A 15837-nucleotide genomic window follows, 5' to 3' on the forward strand; every position below is an offset into this window, starting at 1 on the left:
GGCCCGGGCAGGCCCTAGTGGTGGAACCCGGTCGCCGCGGTCTTGTCCCGGGTCCGCGGCGCCGACTGCCGGCGGAGCTCGGGCAGCAGCCGGGACAGGTCCTCCACGAACATGTCGGCGAGGTCCTCCGAGAAGCCGTTTCTGCACACGACCCGCAGGACGGACAGGTCCTCCCGGTTCGGCGGGAACGTGTACGCGGGCACCAGCCAGCCGCTCTCGCGCAGCCGCCGTGACACGTCGAAGACGTCGTACGAGTCCACGCCCGGGGCCGTCGTGAAGGCGAACACCGGCAGCTCGTCGCCCCGGGTGAGGAGCCGGAAGTCGCCGAGCGCCTCCACCCGCTCGGCGATGCCCCGGGCCACGTCCCGCGTGGTCTGCTGCACCGCCCGAAAGCCCGCGCGGCCCAGCCGCAGCAGCGTGTAGTACTGCGCGACGACCTGGGCGCCCGGCCGGGAGAAGTTGAGGGCGAAGGTCGGCATGTCGCCGCCCAGGTAGTTCACCCGGAAGACCAGCTCCTCCGGCAGGGCATCCTTGTCCCGCCACAGCGCCCAGCCGACGCCCGGGTACACCAGCCCGTACTTGTGCCCTGAGGTGTTGATCGAGGTCACCCTCGGGAGGCGGAAGTCCCACACCAGGTCCTCGTCGAGGAAGGGGGCGATCATCGCGCCGGACGCGCCGTCCACATGCACCGGGATGTCGAGTCCGGTGCGCTCCTCAAGGGCGTCGAGGGCAGCGCAGAGATCCGCGATCGGTTCGTAGGAGCCGTCGAAGGTGGAGCCGAGGATGCCGACGACGCCGATGGTGTTCTCGTCGCACAGCTCGGCCGCGGCCTGCGGATCGAGGTGGAAGCGCTCGCCCTCCATGGGAACCAGGCGGGCCTCCACCTCCCAGAAGTTGCAGAACTTGTCCCAACAGACCTGGACGTTGACGCCCATCACGAGGTTGGGCCGGGCACCCGGGTAGCGGTCGGCGTTGCGCTGCGCCCACCGCCGCTTCATCGCCATCCCGGCGAGCATGCACGCCTCGCTCGACCCGGTCGTCGAACAGCCCACGGCCGCCGACGGGTCGGGCGCGTTCCACAGGTCGGCGAGCATCGCCACGCAGCGCCGCTCCAGTTCCGCGGTGCGCGGGTACTCGTCCTTGTCGATCATGTTCTTGTCCCGGCACTCCGCCATCAGGATGCCGGCCTGCGGCTCCATCCAGGTGGTGACGAAGGTGGCCAGGTTGAGCCGTGAATTGCCGTCCAGCATCAGCTCGTCGTGCACCAGCTGGTACGCCGCCGACGGTGGCGTCGGGCCGTCCGGCAGCCGGTGCTTGGGCGGCGCCTCGATCATGCCGCTGACCGGATCGGCCTCACCGTAGAAGGGGTTCACGGACAGGGGACGCTCGTCGGACTTCTGGGGACCCTTGTGCAACGCCATGGGAGTGCCTCCTGATGGATCGAACGGGTGTCAGCGGACCGAAGTTCCGTCCGCGCGCAACTGCATCTGCGGCCGTCCCGTCACCAGCAGCCAGGCCGGCAGCGAGGCGATGCAGAGCAGGGCGATGATCGACGGCGAGGCGACCAGGACGGCGGCGACGAAAAGGCTCACCCAGCCCTGCCGGGTGATGGCCAGGAGGATGCCCAGCACGCCGGTGGCCACGCCCACCGCCGGATGGACGCCCGGCACGAGCGCATGGGCGGTGAGACCGAGGGCGGAGCCCACGAACACGGCAGGGAAGATCCGCCCGCCCCGGAATCCGGAGGTCGCGGCGACGACCAGCGCGGCCATCTTCACCACCGTCATCGTGGCGAACTGCCCGGCCGTCCAGCCGTCGGGGTCGGCGGCGAGCTCCGCGACCTCGTCCAGCCCCTTGAAGAGCGTCAGATGGCCGCCCAGGGCCGCCAGCAGCCCCAGCACGACCCCGCCGGCCGGGAGGATCAGCATCGGGTGCCGCAGCCGCGCGAAGGCGCCGTGCAGGTACGGGAAGGCGTACACGCCGCACATGCCGAGCACCGCGCCCGCCGACGCGACCACGATCGCCGCCAGCAGGTCGTCCCAACCGGGCTGTCCGAACGGGGGCAGGTGCATGTCGAAGCTCGGATGGGCCACCAAGGTGGTCGTCATCGCGCCGGCCGCGGCGGCGACCAGCGGTGTGAAGACGCTGTCCCACAGCGGCCCCTTGGTCTGCCGCCCCGCCAGCGCCTCGGAGATCAGCAGCGCCGCCGCCACCGGCGTACCGAACAGCGCGCCGATGGTCGCCGCCTCCGCGAGCATCACCCACACCGCGCCCGGCGCCTGCGGCCGGAACCGGTGGCCCAGCCAGAAGACGACCGCCACGTTCACGGCGATGATCGGGTTCTCCGGGCCCAGGCTGGGTCCGCCCGCCAGCATCAGCGCGGTCGCCACCAGCAGCCCGGGGAGGACCACCGGCGGAAGCACGCGCGCGTCCAGCCCCATCGTGGCCGGGTCGGGACCGGCGTGCCCCGGCACCTTCCACACCACCAGCCCCACCAGCACGCCCGTCATGGTGAGCATGACCATCATCCAGAGCACGGAGTACCGGCCCACGCCCAGCGCGTCCGGGAGGTTCTGCCACAGCACGTGCTGGAGTTGCTCGGCCGCACCCTCCACCAGCAGGAGCATCAGGCTCGCCAGCACTCCGATGGCGAGGGCGGGCAGGATCGACGGCAGCAGGACGCGTGCCGGGGTCGCCGGAACGCTGGGCGGCTGCTGTGCGGTGTCCTGGGCCACGGGCTCACGATAAGCGGGCAAACCGGACATGACATCCGGGCGGTGGCGGACGAGGCGGAATCCCCTTGCACCTCACGCGGCGTGAGGACGCACCGTGGAGCGCGTACGAGAAGGGAGCGGACGAAGTGAGCTACTCCGTAGGACAGGTCGCCGGATTCGCCGGTGTCACGGTGCGCACGCTGCACCACTACGACGACATCGGCCTGCTCGTCCCCGGCGGGCGCAGCCACGCGGGCCATCGGCGCTACGACGACGCCGACCTCGACCGGCTCCAGCGGATCCTGTTCTACCGCGAGCTCGGCTTCCCGCTCGAGGACGTCGCGGCCCTGCTCGACGATCCGGCGGCCGACCCGCGCGCGCACCTGCGCCGGCAGCACGAACTGCTGACCGCCCGGATCGAGCAGCTGCAGAAGATGGCCGCGGCCGTGGAACACGCGATGGAGGCACGCGAGATGGGCATCAACCTCACACCCGAGGAACGGTTCGAGGTCTTCGGCGACAAGGACCCGGAGCGGTACGCCGAAGAGGCGGAGCAGCGCTGGGGCGGCACCGAGGCCTACGCGGAGTCGCAGCGCCGCGCCGCCCGCTACACGAAGGACGACTGGAAGCGTCTCCAGGCCGAGGTCGACGACTGGAGCGAGCGCTACACGGACCTGATGGCCGCCGGAGAGCCGTCGGTCGGCGACGCGGCCATGAACATGGCCGAGGAACACCGGCAGCACATCAGTAAGTGGTTCTACGACTGCTCGTACGAGACGCACCGCTGTCTGGGGGAGATGTACGTCTCCGACGAGCGCTTCAAGGCGTTCTACGACGCGATGCGCCCGGGCCTCGCCGAGCACCTCAGGGAGGCGATCACGGCGAACGCGGCCCGGCACACGGCGTAGGGCGGCGTAGGGCGGCACAGGCCGCCGCAAGGCGCCTTGAGGCGGCGTGCGGGTGACGGCGCATCGGGTCCTGGTCCGGGCGCCCGGGAGCTCGAGGGCTCGGGGGCCGCTCCCGGACCGGCACCGCCTACTCCCGGACCAGCACCACCGCGGTTCCGTACGCGCACACCTCGGTGCCCACCTCCGCCGCCTCCGTCACGTCGAAGCGGAACATCAGCACGCCGTTGGCTCCACGCGCGCGTGCCTGCTCGACGAGGCGTTCCATGGCCTGGTTGCGGGTCTCGACGAGGGTCTTCGTCAGGCCCTTGAGCTCACCGCCGATCATCGACTTGAGGCCCGCGCCGATCTGGCTGCCCAGGTGCCGTGAGCGCACGGTCAGCCCGAAGACCTCGCCGATGACCTTCTCCACCCGGAAACCGGATACGTCGTTCGTGGTGACGACCAGTACGTCCGGCTCGGGGCCCTGCCCGCCGCCGTAGTCTTCGATGCCCATGGCTCACAGCTTCGTCCCAGCGGGCCCACAGTGCATCCCGGAGACATCCGTGGAACCTGGGGCGGACACATTGCGTTGATAGCTTTGTGCGGCTGCACCATGGACGCCGTACCCTTCCCCCACCCATCAGGAGCCCGGAACCGTGACGACGATCGCCCTCGGACCGAGCTGGCTGGACCCCAATTACCTGCTCGACAACTTCGGTCTCTGGGGCCTGTTGCTCATCGTCTTCGCGGAGTCCGGCCTGCTGATCGGGTTCTTCCTGCCCGGTGACTCCCTGCTGTTCACCGCCGGCCTGCTGATCACGTCGAACCAGCTGGACTTCCCGCTGTGGGGCGCGGTCGCGCTGATCTGCGTCGCCGCGATCCTGGGCGACCAGGCGGGTTACATGTTCGGCAAGAAGGTCGGGCCGTCGCTCTTCAACCGACCGGACTCCCGGCTCTTCAAGCAGGAGAACGTCACCAAGGCGCACGAGTTCTTCGAGAAGTACGGCCCGAAGTCCCTGGTCCTGGCCCGCTTCGTGCCCATCGTGCGCACCTTCACGCCGATCATCGCCGGCGTCAGCGGCATGCGGTACCGCTCCTTCCTGATCTTCAACGTCATCGGCGGTGTCCTGTGGGGCGCGGGCGTCACCCTGCTCGGCTCCTGGCTGGGCAACATCGACTTCGTCAAGAAGAACATCGAAGCGATCCTCATCCTGATCGTCCTCGTCTCCGTGGTCCCGATCATCATCGAGTTCCTGCGGGCCCGCTCGAAGGCCAAGAAGAACCCGCAGCAGACCCCGTCGCAGGCTCCCGGGCAGCAGCACCGGCCCCACCAGCAGCAGCCCCCGGTCATGGACGACGCGACGACCCAGCTCCGCCGGATCGACCAGCACGACCAGCAGTACCCGTACGGCAACCAGGGTCAGAACCAGGGCCACGGTCAGAACCAGGGCCAGAACCAGGGCCAGGCCGAACAGCACGACTACTACGGTCAGCAGCAGTACCCCCAGCAGCAGCCGTACCCGCAACAGCAGCAGTACCCCCAGGACTGGCAGCAGCAGCCCCGACAGCAGCCCCAGCAGCAGCAGTACGGCGCTCAGCAGAACGGCCAGTACCCCTACGACAACCAGGGCTACTAGAGGCTCAGAAGCCCCGCGTCCGCTTGGCGGCCCGCCGCTTCTCGGCGGAGCCGATCCGCAGGAACAGCCGCGAGATCTCGGACCCGAGGTTCACGCCGATCGCGATGGCCATCGCCAGTGCCGCGGCCTTGGTGATCGACACCAGCCCCGCGTCCACCTCGTTCTGCGCGATGGCCAGCAGCCCGAAGTAGGTCGCCGATCCCGGTAGCAGGGGCCCGATCGCGGCGGTCGTGTACGGCAGGGCGGAAGCGAACCGGTAGCGCGACAGCAACTGCCCGAACAGGCCCACCACACCCGCCGCGACGGCCGTGGAGGCGACCGGCGAGATCTCCCCGGCGTAGTGCATCGCGCCGTAGACCGACCACGCCACACCGCCGTTCAGGGTGACGGCCAGCACGGTGGATCGTTCCTGCTGAAGCAGCACCGCGAAGGTCAACGACAGCAGCATCGACGCGCCGATCTGCCACAGCGGCCGCTCGGTGATGCCCAGGGCCGCGTCGGGATTGAGATGCGCGCCGAGCTGCACACCGACGTAGAGCATCACCAGCACGCCCGCCACGATGCCCACGAAGAAGTACATGACCTCCAGCAGGCGCGCGGCAGCGGTGATGTAGAAACCGGTCAGGCCGTCCTGGACGCCCGCCACCAGCGCCCGTCCGGGCAGCAGCGCGAACAGCCCACCGGTGATCACCGCGGACGCCTTCACCTCGACGTGCGCCAGCGTCAGCGCGATGCCTATCGCGGCCGGCGGCATCGCGGCGACCAGGAACTGGTAGAACTCCGGCAGCCCGCGCCCCGCGCAGAGCCACGCCAGCCGGTCGCCGAGCATCGCGCCGAGCGCCGCCGCCACGAACACGACGAGGTCGCCGCCGACCAGCACCGAGGCCGCGCCCGCGAGCAGCCCGCTCGCCGAGGTCAGCACCCAGGTGGGGTACGGATGCCGGTTGCGGCGCATCTCCGCGAGCCGCCGGTAGGCCTCTTCCAGGGAGAGATGGCTCTCCGGGTCGCTCAGGTCGTCCACGAGCCGGAAGACGGCCGCCAGGCGCGTGTAGTCGGTGCCCCGGCGACGGACCGTCCGGGACGCCGTCACCGGGTCCTCCACCAGGGACGGCTGGTACGAGATCGACAGCAGCGTGAAGGTGACGTTCGGTTCGCAGCGGTCGAGCCCGTAGGAGCGGCAGACCGCGAACATCGCCGCCTCCACGTCCTCGGCGCCCTCCCCGCCCGCGAGCAGCAGCTCACCGATACGCAACGTCAGGTCGAGCACGCGCGGGACGGCCGGGCCGCCCTCCTCCGCCTTCGGCCCCGGCTCCGGCGCGGGCCGGTCGGCCACCGGCATCCGCAGCATCGTGCGCATCCGGTCCTGCCAGGGCAGGTCCTTGATCAGACTCACCACCGGCACGCCTTCGGCCGGCGTGAAGGCCGACGGGGCCTGCCGGGCGCTGTACGTGCTCGGCAGGCTGAACGCCGATCCCTCGCCCTCCGCGGCGGCGGGCGAGCCCACGTCCAAGCCGCTCGGGACGGCGAACTCCGACGTGGTCTCCGGCTCACCGCCGGTTCTGGGGACGGCGAGCCCCGCCGGGATCGCGAACTCGGACGTGATCTCGGGGTCGAAGCCACTCCTCGCCTCGTCCGACTGCGGTTTGCGGTCCTCCGCCTCCGACACTCAGCAACGCTCCCTGAACGACACCTTCCGTAGGCCTCAGTATGCGCACAGACGCGCGGAAGGGTCGCACGCGTACGCGTGCGACCCTTCCGACGGCATCAGGCGACAGAGACCTCAGTGGCCGCCCTGGTCCTTGAAACGCTTGTAGGACCGCTCGATCTCGGCCTCGGCGTCGGTGCGGCCCACCCAGTCGGCGCCCTCGACGGACTTGCCGGGCTCCAGGTCCTTGTAGACCTCGAAGAAGTGCTGGATCTCCAGACGGTCGAACTCCGACACGTGGTGGATGTCCCGCAGGTGCTCCACGCGCGGGTCGGTCGACGGGACGCACAGCAGCTTGTCGTCGCCGCCGGCCTCGTCCGTCATCCGGAACATGCCGATCGCGCGGCAGCGGATCAGACAGCCCGGGAACGTCGGCTCGTCCAGGATGACCAGCGCGTCCAGCGGGTCACCGTCCTCGCCGAGAGTGTTCTCGACGAATCCGTAGTCGGTCGGGTAGGCGGTCGAGGTGAAGAGTCGACGGTCCAGGCGGATCCGACCGGTCTCGTGGTCCACCTCGTACTTGTTCCGCGAACCCTTCGGGATCTCGATCGTGACGTCGAACTCCACCGGTGGCTCCTCCATGATCAGCACATAGTTCTGGTGGTTAAGTGTCCCTCACGCCGCAGTGTGATCGCGAAAGGGGCTGGTGTTCGTGCCAGAGCTGAGGCCTTGGCGGGCCGTGAGACCGCACGTGGTGCGGGTCACGGACGCCGTTCGACCGCGTCTGGCACGGGCCGCAGGGATCGTAAGGCCTCGTCTCGCACGTGTGGCGGCGGCCGCGAAGCCGCAGGTCGCACGGCTCACACAGGCGGCCAAGCCGCAGCTCGAGCGGATCACGAAGGCCGGTCCGAACACCAGGTCGTGGCAGTACACCGCGGGTGCGGCGACCGCCGGGCTGGCGCTGGCCGCCGGTGTGGTGACCGCCGCCGGCCCCTGGGACTCCACCGGTCAGCGTACGGCCGAGCGGGACCGGGCCGCCGCCCTGGAACAGCCGGGTGGCACAGATCACGGCCGTCCGGACGATTCGTCCGATACCTCCGACACGGCCGCCGGAGCGCCGCGGCCCGCGCCGAGCGCCGCCTCCGTCCTCGCGGGCCTCGGTGGCGCCACCAACACCGTGAAGTCCGCCCCGGACGCCCTTCCGACCGGCACGGGCCTCTCGGGCGTCCTGGACCCCCTCCTGGGCGATCCGGCCCTCGGTGCCCGGCGGACCGCCGTGGTCGTCGACGTGGCCACCGGCAAGCGGCTGTACGGCTCCGGGGCCGACGAGGCGCTGACCCCGGCGTCCACGACGAAGATCGCCACCGCGGTCGCCGCGCTCTCCGCGATGGGCGGAGAGCGCCGCCTCACCACCCGCGCCGCGTTGGAACCCGACACCAGGGAAGTCGTCCTCGTCGGCGGCGGCGACCCCACCCTCACGGCCCGCGCGGACGCCGAGGGCTGGGCCGACCTGCGCAGCCTCGCCGCTTCCACGGCGGCCGCCCTGAAGAAGCGCGGCCTCACCCAGGTGACGCTCTCGTACGACACGACGCTGTTCGCCGGAACCCAGGTTCACCCCATCGGGGTCAACCCCAACCTCGCCGCCGTCACCGCCCTGTCCGCCGACGAGGGCCGCACCGACGACTCCACCAGCGGCCCGACGACCCGCGTGAGCGACCCGGCGGCCGACGCGACCCGCAAGTTCGCCGAGTTCCTGAAGGCCGCCGGCATCAAGACCTCGGCCCCCGGACCGTCCAAGGCCACCACGCGCGCGACGACCCTCGCCACGGTCTCCTCGCCCCCGCTGTCCGTCCTGGTCGAACGGATGCTGACCAACAGCGACAACGACATCGCCGAGGCCCTCGCCCGCCAGACCGCCGTCGCGACCGGTGTCCGCGCCGACTTCGCCGGCGCCGGCAAGGCCGTCCGGGCACAACTGAAGAAGCTCGGACTGCCGTTGACCGGCGTCCGGATCAAGGACGGCAGCGGTCTCGACCGCGAGGACCGGCTCACGGCGAACCTCCTGACCGCCCTCCTGGTCAAGGCCGGCGACGCCGGCCGGCCCGACCTGCGCCCCGTCCTCACCGGCCTTCCCGTCGCCGGTTTCACCGGCACCCTCACCAGCCGCTACACGGAGGGCGCGGCCGGCGTCGTGCGCGCCAAGACCGGCACCCTGACCGGTGTGAACACCCTCGCCGGCACGGTCGTCGACCAGGACGGCCGCCTCCTCGCGTTCGCCCTCCTGGCCGCCGGCACGACCGACCCGGCGGCGGCCCAGGTGGCGCTGGACCGGGCGGCGACGGCACTGGCGGGGTGCGGCTGCCGCTGAGCGGCGCGGCCCGGCACCCCCGAGCCGCCCCCGGCCCCGACCCCGACATCTCCCTGACCGGTCTCCTGCGGCCTGCCCCCGACGGCGGCGCTCACGTACGGTTGACGCATGACGAGCATCGGTGGCGCTGCTTCTTCGGGGATGGTCGACTGGAATCTCGCGGTGGCGACCGCGACCCGGCTCGTGCGGCCGGGGCCCGAGGTCAGCCGCGACGAGGCGCGAGCCGTCGTCGCGGAACTGCGCCGACACGCCAAGGCCTCGGAGGGACACGTCCGGGGCTTCACTCGTATGGGCACCGAGGACATCCACGACACGCCGGTCCTCGTCGTCGACCGCCCGGGCTGGGTGGCGGCGAACGTGGCGGGCTTCCGCGAGATCCTCAAACCGCTCCTCGACAAGATGCAGGAACGGCGCGGCAACACCCCCGGCGGCGCGGTCCTCGGCGCCGTCGGCGGCAAGGTCACCGGTGTCGAACTGGGCATGCTGCTGTCCTTCCTGTCCTCGCGGGTCCTCGGCCAGTACGAGACCTTCGCCCCCGCCACCCGCGCGCTCCCCGCCGGGGCCAACGGCGGCGGCCGACTGCTGCTCGTCGCGCCGAACATCGTTCACGTGGAACGCGAACTCGACGTGGAGCCCCACGACTTCCGGCTGTGGGTGTGCCTCCACGAGGAGACCCACCGCACCCAGTTCTCGGCCGTGCCCTGGCTGCGGGACCACCTCGAGGGCGAAATCCAGTCGTTCTTGGGCGAGACCGACGTCGACCCCATGACGTTCCTGGAGCGGGTCAGGGAAGCGGCCCAGTCCCTCTCCGGCGGCCGGCCCGAGGGCGAGGAGGACGACGGCGGCCGTTCCCTGGTCGAGCTGGTGCAGACGCCCGCCCAGCGGGAGATCCTCGCCCGCCTCACCGCCGTGATGTCCCTCCTGGAGGGACACGCCGACTTCGTCATGGACGGAGTGGGCCCGGAAGTCGTGGCGTCCGTCGCCGAGATCCGCGAGAAGTTCCAGCAGCGCCGCGCCAAGGGCGCCTCCCGACTGGACATCGCCCTGCGGAAGTTGCTGGGCCTGGACGCCAAGCTCAAGCAGTACCGGGACGGCGAGCGCTTCGTACGGGCCGTCGTCGACCAGGTGGGCATGGACGGCTTCAACCGCGTATGGACCTCCCCGAACACACTTCCGACCAAGGCCGAGATCGCCAAGCCGGCGGAATGGGTCACGCGAGTGCACCGCAAGACCGAGTCATGAACCCGCCGGAACGGCGATGAACGAATCCGGCCGACGGCAGGCGAACGCCCCTTCAATCACCCGTCCGAGGGACCGTGAGCCCTGGGCAGGCGTGCAATGCTCGGGGAACGGCCCGGTTCTGTCACCATCTACACACTCTGCGTGACCGAACCTCGGGTTCACCCCCGACAACTTCATGAAGGGAACCGGACAGTGGGTCCCCATCCTGCGGTCGCGGCGATACGCCTGGCGGTCCGCCGCGTACTCCACGACATCCTCAACGACCACCCCACCCCCGAGACGGGCTCCCACGAGCGACCGGCACCGCCGCTCGTGCTCGTGGCGTGCTCCGGTGGCGCCGACTCCATGGCGCTCGCCTCCGCCCTCGCGTTCGAGGCGCCCCGGCTCGGCATCCGGGCCGGCGGTGTCACCGTCGACCACGGCCTCCAGCCCGGCTCCGACCTGCGCGCCGAGGAAGTCGTCCTGCGCCTGCGCGAACTCGGCCTCGATCCCGTGGAGGCCACGGCCGTGACCGTCGGCCGCGAAGGCGGGCCCGAGGCCGCGGCCCGCGACGCGCGCTACGCCGCCCTCGACGCCGCCGCCGTCCGCCACGGCGCCGCCGCGATCCTGCTCGGCCACACCCGCGACGACCAGGCCGAAACCGTCCTGCTCGGCCTCGCACGCGGCTCCGGCATCCGCTCGCTGTCCGGGATGGCGGCGGTCTCGGGGGCCGACGGCCGCTATCGCCGCCCCTTCCTCCAGCTCGACCGGCAGACCGCCCGCAAGGCCTGCATGGTCCAGTCCCTGCCCGTCTGGGACGACCCGCACAACGCCGACCCGGCCTACACCCGCTCCCGGCTGCGCCACGAGGGGCTGCCCGCCCTGGAGAAGGCCCTCGGCAAGGGCGTCGTCGAGGCGCTCGCCCGTACGGCCCAGCTCTCCCGCGACGACGCCGACGCCCTCGACGCCTGGGCGGGCCAGGCCGAGGCCTCCGTACGGGACGCCGCCGGTCTGCTGGAGTGCGCCAAGCTCTACGCCCTGCCGCCCGCCGTACGCCGTCGGATCCTGCGCCGCGCCGCCATCGAGGCGGGTGCTCCGGCCGGTTCCCTCTTCGCCCGGCACATCGAGGAGGTCGACCGGCTGATCACCGGTTGGCGCGGCCAGGGGGTCATCAATCTCCCCGGCAAAGTCGTCGCCCAGCGCCAGGGTGGCAGACTGGTGATTCGGCAAGGCTGAATCCGGGCCCTCCGGCAGGACCGCTTACGTGGTCGTGGGCGGTCCCGGTGGCCGGTGGGACAACCGAAAGTGATGCGGGTGGACGCGAAAGACATGGGCACCGACCTCAAAGAGGTGCTCATCACCAAGGAAGAGATCGACGCGAAGCTGGTAGAGCTGGCCGCGAAGATCGACGCGGAGTACGCGGGCAAGGACCTGCTCATCGTCGGTGTCCTCAAGGGCGCCGTGATGGTCATGGCCGACCTCGCCCGAGCCCTGTCCACCCCCGTCACCATGGACTGGATGGCCGTGTCGTCCTACGGCGCGGGCACCCAGTCCTCCGGAGTGGTGCGGATCCTCAAGGACCTCGACACCGACATCAAGGGCAAGCACGTCCTGATCGTCGAGGACATCATCGACTCCGGCCTGACCCTGTCCTGGCTGCTCTCCAACCTCGGCTCGCGCGAGCCCGCCTCCCTCAAGGTGTGCACGCTGCTGCGCAAGCCCGAGGCCGCCAAGGTAGCCATCGACGTCGAGTGGGTCGGCTTCGACATCCCCAACGAGTTCGTCGTCGGCTACGGCCTCGACTACGCCGAGAAGTACCGCAACCTCCCGTTCGTCGGTACGCTCGCGCCCCACGTCTACGGCGGCTGAAACCCGAAGGGCCCAAGCCCCGTACGAAGATCGGGAACCTCGGCGGGCCTTTCGCCGTTGGAGCATGCAGACGGGTGCGCCAGCCGTCCCGTGCGGCTCCGCGCGACAAAGCTGGGGTACCGTCAGAAGAACTGTCTTATCAAACTCACTATGGCAGGAGGGACGGGGCGACACCGCTCCGTATGGATGGACGTGAAGCGATACTTCCGTGGGCCGGTCATGTGGATCGTGCTGGCCGTCCTTGCCGTGGTCGTGTTGATGCAGGTCGTCGGCTCGTCCGGCGGCTACAAGACGGTGGACACCGGCCAGGTCATTGCAGCGATCAACGACAACAAGGTCGAGTCGGCCAAGCTCACCACCGGTGACGAGCAGACCATCAAGGTCACGCTCAAGGACGGCGAAAAGGTCAAGGACAGCTCGAAGATCCAGGCGAGCTACATCGGCGACCAAGGCGTGACCATTGCCAACACGCTGCAGACCAAGTACCAGGACAAGCAGATCCCGGACGGATACACAGTCTCGCCGACGAAGCAGAACGCCTTCGTCGGGATCCTGCTGTCCCTGCTCCCCTTCGTCCTCATCGTGGTCGTCTTCCTGTTCCTGATGAATCAGATGCAGGGCGGCGGCTCCCGAGTCATGAACTTCGGGAAGTCCAAGGCCAAGCTCATCACCAAGGACACCCCGAAGACGACCTTCGCCGACGTCGCGGGCTCGGACGAGGCCGTCGAGGAACTCCACGAGATCAAGGAGTTCCTCCAGGAACCGGCGAAGTTCCAGGCCGTCGGCGCCAAGATCCCCAAGGGCGTACTCCTGTACGGCCCGCCCGGTACCGGCAAGACGCTCCTCGCGCGCGCCGTCGCCGGCGAGGCGGGCGTTCCCTTCTACTCGATCTCCGGTTCCGACTTCGTCGAGATGTTCGTCGGTGTCGGTGCCTCCCGGGTCCGTGACCTCTTCGAGCAGGCCAAGGCGAACGCCCCGGCGATCGTCTTCGTCGACGAGATCGACGCGGTCGGCCGCCATCGCGGCGCCGGCCTCGGCGGTGGCCACGACGAGCGCGAGCAGACGCTGAACCAGCTGCTCGTCGAGATGGACGGCTTCGACGTGAAGGGTGGCGTGATCCTCATCGCCGCCACGAACCGTCCCGACATCCTCGACCCCGCGCTGCTGCGTCCCGGCCGCTTCGACCGCCAGATCGCGGTCGACCGTCCGGACATGCAGGGCCGTCTGGAGATCCTCAAGGTTCACCAGAAGGGCAAGCCGGTCGCTCCGGACGTCGACCTGTCGGCCGTCGCCCGCCGTACCCCGGGCTTCACCGGCGCGGACCTGTCGAACGTGCTGAACGAAGCGGCGCTCCTCACGGCGCGCAGCGACAAGAAGCTCATCGACAACCACTCGCTGGACGAGGCCATCGACCGCGTCGTGGCGGGCCCGCAGAAGCGGACCCGGATCATGTCGGACAAGGAAAAGAAGATCACCGCGTACCACGAGGGCGGACACGCCCTGGTCGCGGCGGCCTCCCCGAACTCCGACCCGGTCCACAAGATCACGATCCTGTCGCGCGGACGGGCCCTCGGCTACACGATGGTCCTGCCGGACGAGGACAAGTACTCGACCACGCGCAACGAGATGCTCGACCAGCTGGCCTACATGCTGGGCGGTCGCGCTGCCGAGGAACTGGTCTTCCACGACCCGACCACCGGCGCCGCGAACGACATCGAGAAGGCCACCGCCACGGCCCGCGCGATGGTCACCCAGTACGGCATGACCGAGCGACTGGGCGCGATCAAGTTCGGCGGCGACAACACCGAGCCGTTCCTCGGCCGTGAGATGGCTCACCAGCGCGACTACTCGGAAGAGGTCGCCGCGCTGGTGGACGAGGAAGTCAAGAAGCTCATCGAGACGGCGCACAACGAGGCCTGGGAGATCCTGGTCGAGAACCGCGACGTCCTCGACAACCTGGTGCTTCAGCTGCTCGAGAAGGAGACGCTGAACAAGGAGCAGATCGCCGAGGTCTTCTCCGCCATCGTCAAGCGCCCGGCCCGGCCCGCCTGGACCGGTTCCTCGCGGCGCACGCCGTCCACCCGTCCGCCGGTGCTCTCCCCCCGGGAGCTCGCACTGACGAACGGCGCCAACGGCGCGACGCCGGCGATCTCCACGGCGAAGTCCACCGCGGTGGAGCCCACCCCGGTGACCGAGCCGGCCCCGGAGGACCGCCCCGAGAGCTGATCCGGCTCCCGGGAGCCCCACCAGGCCCGGAATGGATGCCGCGCCCCCCAGGTTCTAGCCTGGGGGGCGCGGCATTTTTCGTCTGATGTCATCCACGCCGCGATGAGGCGCGTGACCCACACGCGTGACCCGCACAGGAACGAGGCACCACATGACCGACCCCGTGACGCTGGACGGCGAGGGCGCCATCGGCGAGTTCGACGAGAAGCGCGCCGAGAACGCCGTACGCGAGCTGCTGATCGCGGTCGGCGAGGACCCGGACCGCGAGGGTCTCCGGGAGACGCCGGCTCGGGTGGCGCGGGCGTACAAGGAGATATTCGCGGGGTTGTGGCAGCAGCCCGAGGACGTGCTGACGACCACCTTCGACCTCGGACACGATGAGATGGTGCTCGTGAAGGACATCGAGGTGTTCAGTACTTGCGAACACCATCTGGTGCCGTTCAGGGGTGTCGCCCATGTCGGCTACATCCCGTCCGCCACCGGGAAGATCACCGGCCTGTCCAAACTGGCCCGTCTCGTGGACGTCTACGCGCGCCGTCCCCAGGTGCAGGAACGTCTCACCACGCAGATCGCCGACTCCCTGATGGAGATCCTGGAGCCGCGAGGCGTGATCGTCGTCATCGAGTGCGAGCACATGTGCATGTCCATGCGGGGCATCCGCAAGCCCGGCGCCAAGACCATCACCTCGGCGGTGCGGGGACAGCTGCGGGACGCGGCGACGCGCAACGAGGCGATGAGCCTGATCATGGCGCGCTGACGGGACCTGCGCTCACCCGGGAGGCGTCACGCCGGTGACGCCACCCCTTTGTCGTGATCGTCGTCCTCGGGCAGCTTGCAGACGCGCTCCAGGAAGATGGCCGCCGCTATGACCGCGATGCCCGCCAGGACCGAGAAACCGGCGTAGATGGCCTGGTCGCGGCGGGCGGGGATGTCCAGGGACTCCAGCAGGAAGACGCCCGTCCCGCCGTACATGCCGGAGACGAGGGCGGCCACCAGGGCGCTGGACTGGGCGAACACGACCGCGCGGGCCGCCATCAGCGGGTCGACGCCCTTGGCCTCGGGGCGGCGCTCACGCTGGGCCTTGAGCCGGGCGCGCAGCGACAGTGCGGTGGCCACGAGCACCACGGCGATCAGGGCGAGGACGATGGGCGCGGCCAGCGGGACGCTGGGGAGGGTCCCGATCGAGTTCCACAGGCGGGCTCCGGCCCAGGACAGGATCGCGGCCACGCCGAACACGCCGGCCAGCACCCTGATGCGCAGCTCTCTCACG

The 15837-nt window shown here is 70.2% G+C and carries 14 protein-coding genes; 8 read left to right on the forward strand and 6 right to left on the reverse strand.

The genetic code is table 11. The features are described 5' to 3' along the window. Window positions 1-14 precede the first annotated feature (14 nt). Together OG736_RS24640 and OG736_RS24645 are read right to left on the reverse strand one after the other, a co-directional pair. Window positions 15-1421, reverse strand: coding sequence for a glutamate decarboxylase (locus OG736_RS24640; protein ID WP_327184368.1), 1407 nt, complete (start codon window positions 1419-1421; stop codon window positions 15-17). A gap of 30 nt (window positions 1422-1451) precedes the next feature. Next, window positions 1452-2735, reverse strand: a complete 1284-nt coding sequence (locus OG736_RS24645) for an ion channel protein (RefSeq protein WP_327184369.1) — start codon at window positions 2733-2735, stop codon at window positions 1452-1454. Between the two features lie 125 nt (window positions 2736-2860). Between OG736_RS24645 and OG736_RS24650 the strand changes: the two genes are divergently transcribed. Then, the gene (locus OG736_RS24650; RefSeq protein WP_327184370.1) at window positions 2861-3622 is read left to right on the forward strand and encodes a MerR family transcriptional regulator; all 762 of its coding nucleotides are present in this window, start codon (window positions 2861-2863) and stop codon (window positions 3620-3622) included. A 127-nt stretch (window positions 3623-3749) separates the two neighbouring features. Here the strand turns inward: OG736_RS24650 and OG736_RS24655 are convergent, their stop codons facing one another. After that, entirely contained in the window at window positions 3750-4115 is a 366-nt protein-coding gene (locus OG736_RS24655) for a YbjQ family protein (protein WP_314225696.1), read from the reverse strand. A 142-nt stretch (window positions 4116-4257) separates the two neighbouring features. Here OG736_RS24655 and OG736_RS24660 point away from each other — a divergent pair, with 142 nt between their 5' ends. Next, window positions 4258-5238, forward strand: coding sequence for a DedA family protein (locus tag OG736_RS24660; RefSeq protein WP_327184371.1), 981 nt, complete (start codon window positions 4258-4260; stop codon window positions 5236-5238). Window positions 5239-5242: 4 nt separating this feature from the next. Here OG736_RS24660 and OG736_RS24665 read toward each other — a convergent pair whose 3' ends face one another. Together OG736_RS24665 and OG736_RS24670 are read right to left on the reverse strand one after the other, a co-directional pair. Continuing rightward, window positions 5243-6904, reverse strand: coding sequence for a threonine/serine exporter family protein (locus OG736_RS24665; RefSeq protein ID WP_327184372.1), 1662 nt, complete (start codon window positions 6902-6904; stop codon window positions 5243-5245). A gap of 114 nt (window positions 6905-7018) precedes the next feature. Beyond that, the gene (locus tag OG736_RS24670) at window positions 7019-7510 is read right to left on the reverse strand and encodes an inorganic diphosphatase (RefSeq protein ID WP_007452023.1); all 492 of its coding nucleotides are present in this window, start codon (window positions 7508-7510) and stop codon (window positions 7019-7021) included. Between the two features lie 79 nt (window positions 7511-7589). On the opposite strand from OG736_RS24670, the gene dacB reads away from it, so the two are divergent. From dacB to folE, 6 genes are all read left to right on the forward strand, one after another. Beyond that, window positions 7590-9251 carry a D-alanyl-D-alanine carboxypeptidase/D-alanyl-D-alanine endopeptidase gene (gene dacB / locus OG736_RS24675; RefSeq protein WP_327184373.1) on the forward strand — a complete coding sequence of 554 codons (1662 nt, stop codon included), beginning with the start codon at window positions 7590-7592 and terminating at the stop codon, window positions 9249-9251. 108 nt (window positions 9252-9359) lie between these two features. Next, a complete protein-coding gene (locus tag OG736_RS24680; protein ID WP_327184374.1) occupies window positions 9360-10493 on the forward strand; it encodes an Rv3626c family coenzyme F420 biosynthesis-associated protein in 1134 nt (377 codons plus the stop codon). A gap of 192 nt (window positions 10494-10685) precedes the next feature. After that, window positions 10686-11708: a tRNA lysidine(34) synthetase TilS gene (gene tilS, locus OG736_RS24685; protein WP_327184375.1), complete on the forward strand. Its 1023-nt coding sequence runs from the start codon at window positions 10686-10688 to the stop codon at window positions 11706-11708. Between the two features lie 72 nt (window positions 11709-11780). Further along, the gene (hpt, locus tag OG736_RS24690) at window positions 11781-12341 is read left to right on the forward strand and encodes a hypoxanthine phosphoribosyltransferase (protein ID WP_093780137.1); all 561 of its coding nucleotides are present in this window, start codon (window positions 11781-11783) and stop codon (window positions 12339-12341) included. A 186-nt stretch (window positions 12342-12527) separates the two neighbouring features. Continuing rightward, window positions 12528-14567 (forward strand): ATP-dependent zinc metalloprotease FtsH, encoded by a 2040-nt coding sequence (gene ftsH / locus OG736_RS24695; protein ID WP_020132504.1) that lies wholly within the window; start codon window positions 12528-12530, stop codon window positions 14565-14567. A 151-nt stretch (window positions 14568-14718) separates the two neighbouring features. After that, the gene (folE, locus tag OG736_RS24700; protein ID WP_327184376.1) at window positions 14719-15324 is read left to right on the forward strand and encodes a GTP cyclohydrolase I FolE; all 606 of its coding nucleotides are present in this window, start codon (window positions 14719-14721) and stop codon (window positions 15322-15324) included. Between the two features lie 26 nt (window positions 15325-15350). On the opposite strand, the gene OG736_RS24705 is transcribed toward folE, so the two are convergent. Beyond that, window positions 15351-15836 carry a DUF3180 domain-containing protein gene (locus tag OG736_RS24705; protein WP_327184377.1) on the reverse strand — a complete coding sequence of 162 codons (486 nt, stop codon included), beginning with the start codon at window positions 15834-15836 and terminating at the stop codon, window positions 15351-15353. Window position 15837: the final 1 nt, after the last annotated feature.

Origin of the sequence: Streptomyces sp. NBC_01334 (assembly GCF_035983595.1) — a bacterium.
Classification (GTDB): Bacteria; Actinomycetota; Actinomycetes; order Streptomycetales; family Streptomycetaceae; genus Streptomyces; species Streptomyces coriariae.

What these genes read in the sequence shown, in the direction of transcription:
- OG736_RS24655 (WP_314225696.1), bottom strand. Translation starts at nt 4,115, where the DNA reads ATGGGCATCGAAGACTACGGCGGCGGGCAGGGCCCCGAGCCGGACGTA.
- hpt (WP_093780137.1), top strand. Translation starts at nt 11,781, where the DNA reads ATGCGGGTGGACGCGAAAGACATGGGCACCGACCTCAAAGAGGTGCTC.
- OG736_RS24640 (WP_327184368.1), bottom strand. Translation starts at nt 1,421, where the DNA reads ATGGCGTTGCACAAGGGTCCCCAGAAGTCCGACGAGCGTCCCCTGTCC.
- OG736_RS24680 (WP_327184374.1), top strand. Translation starts at nt 9,360, where the DNA reads ATGACGAGCATCGGTGGCGCTGCTTCTTCGGGGATGGTCGACTGGAAT.
- ftsH (WP_020132504.1), top strand. Translation starts at nt 12,528, where the DNA reads ATGGACGTGAAGCGATACTTCCGTGGGCCGGTCATGTGGATCGTGCTG.
- folE (WP_327184376.1), top strand. Translation starts at nt 14,719, where the DNA reads ATGACCGACCCCGTGACGCTGGACGGCGAGGGCGCCATCGGCGAGTTC.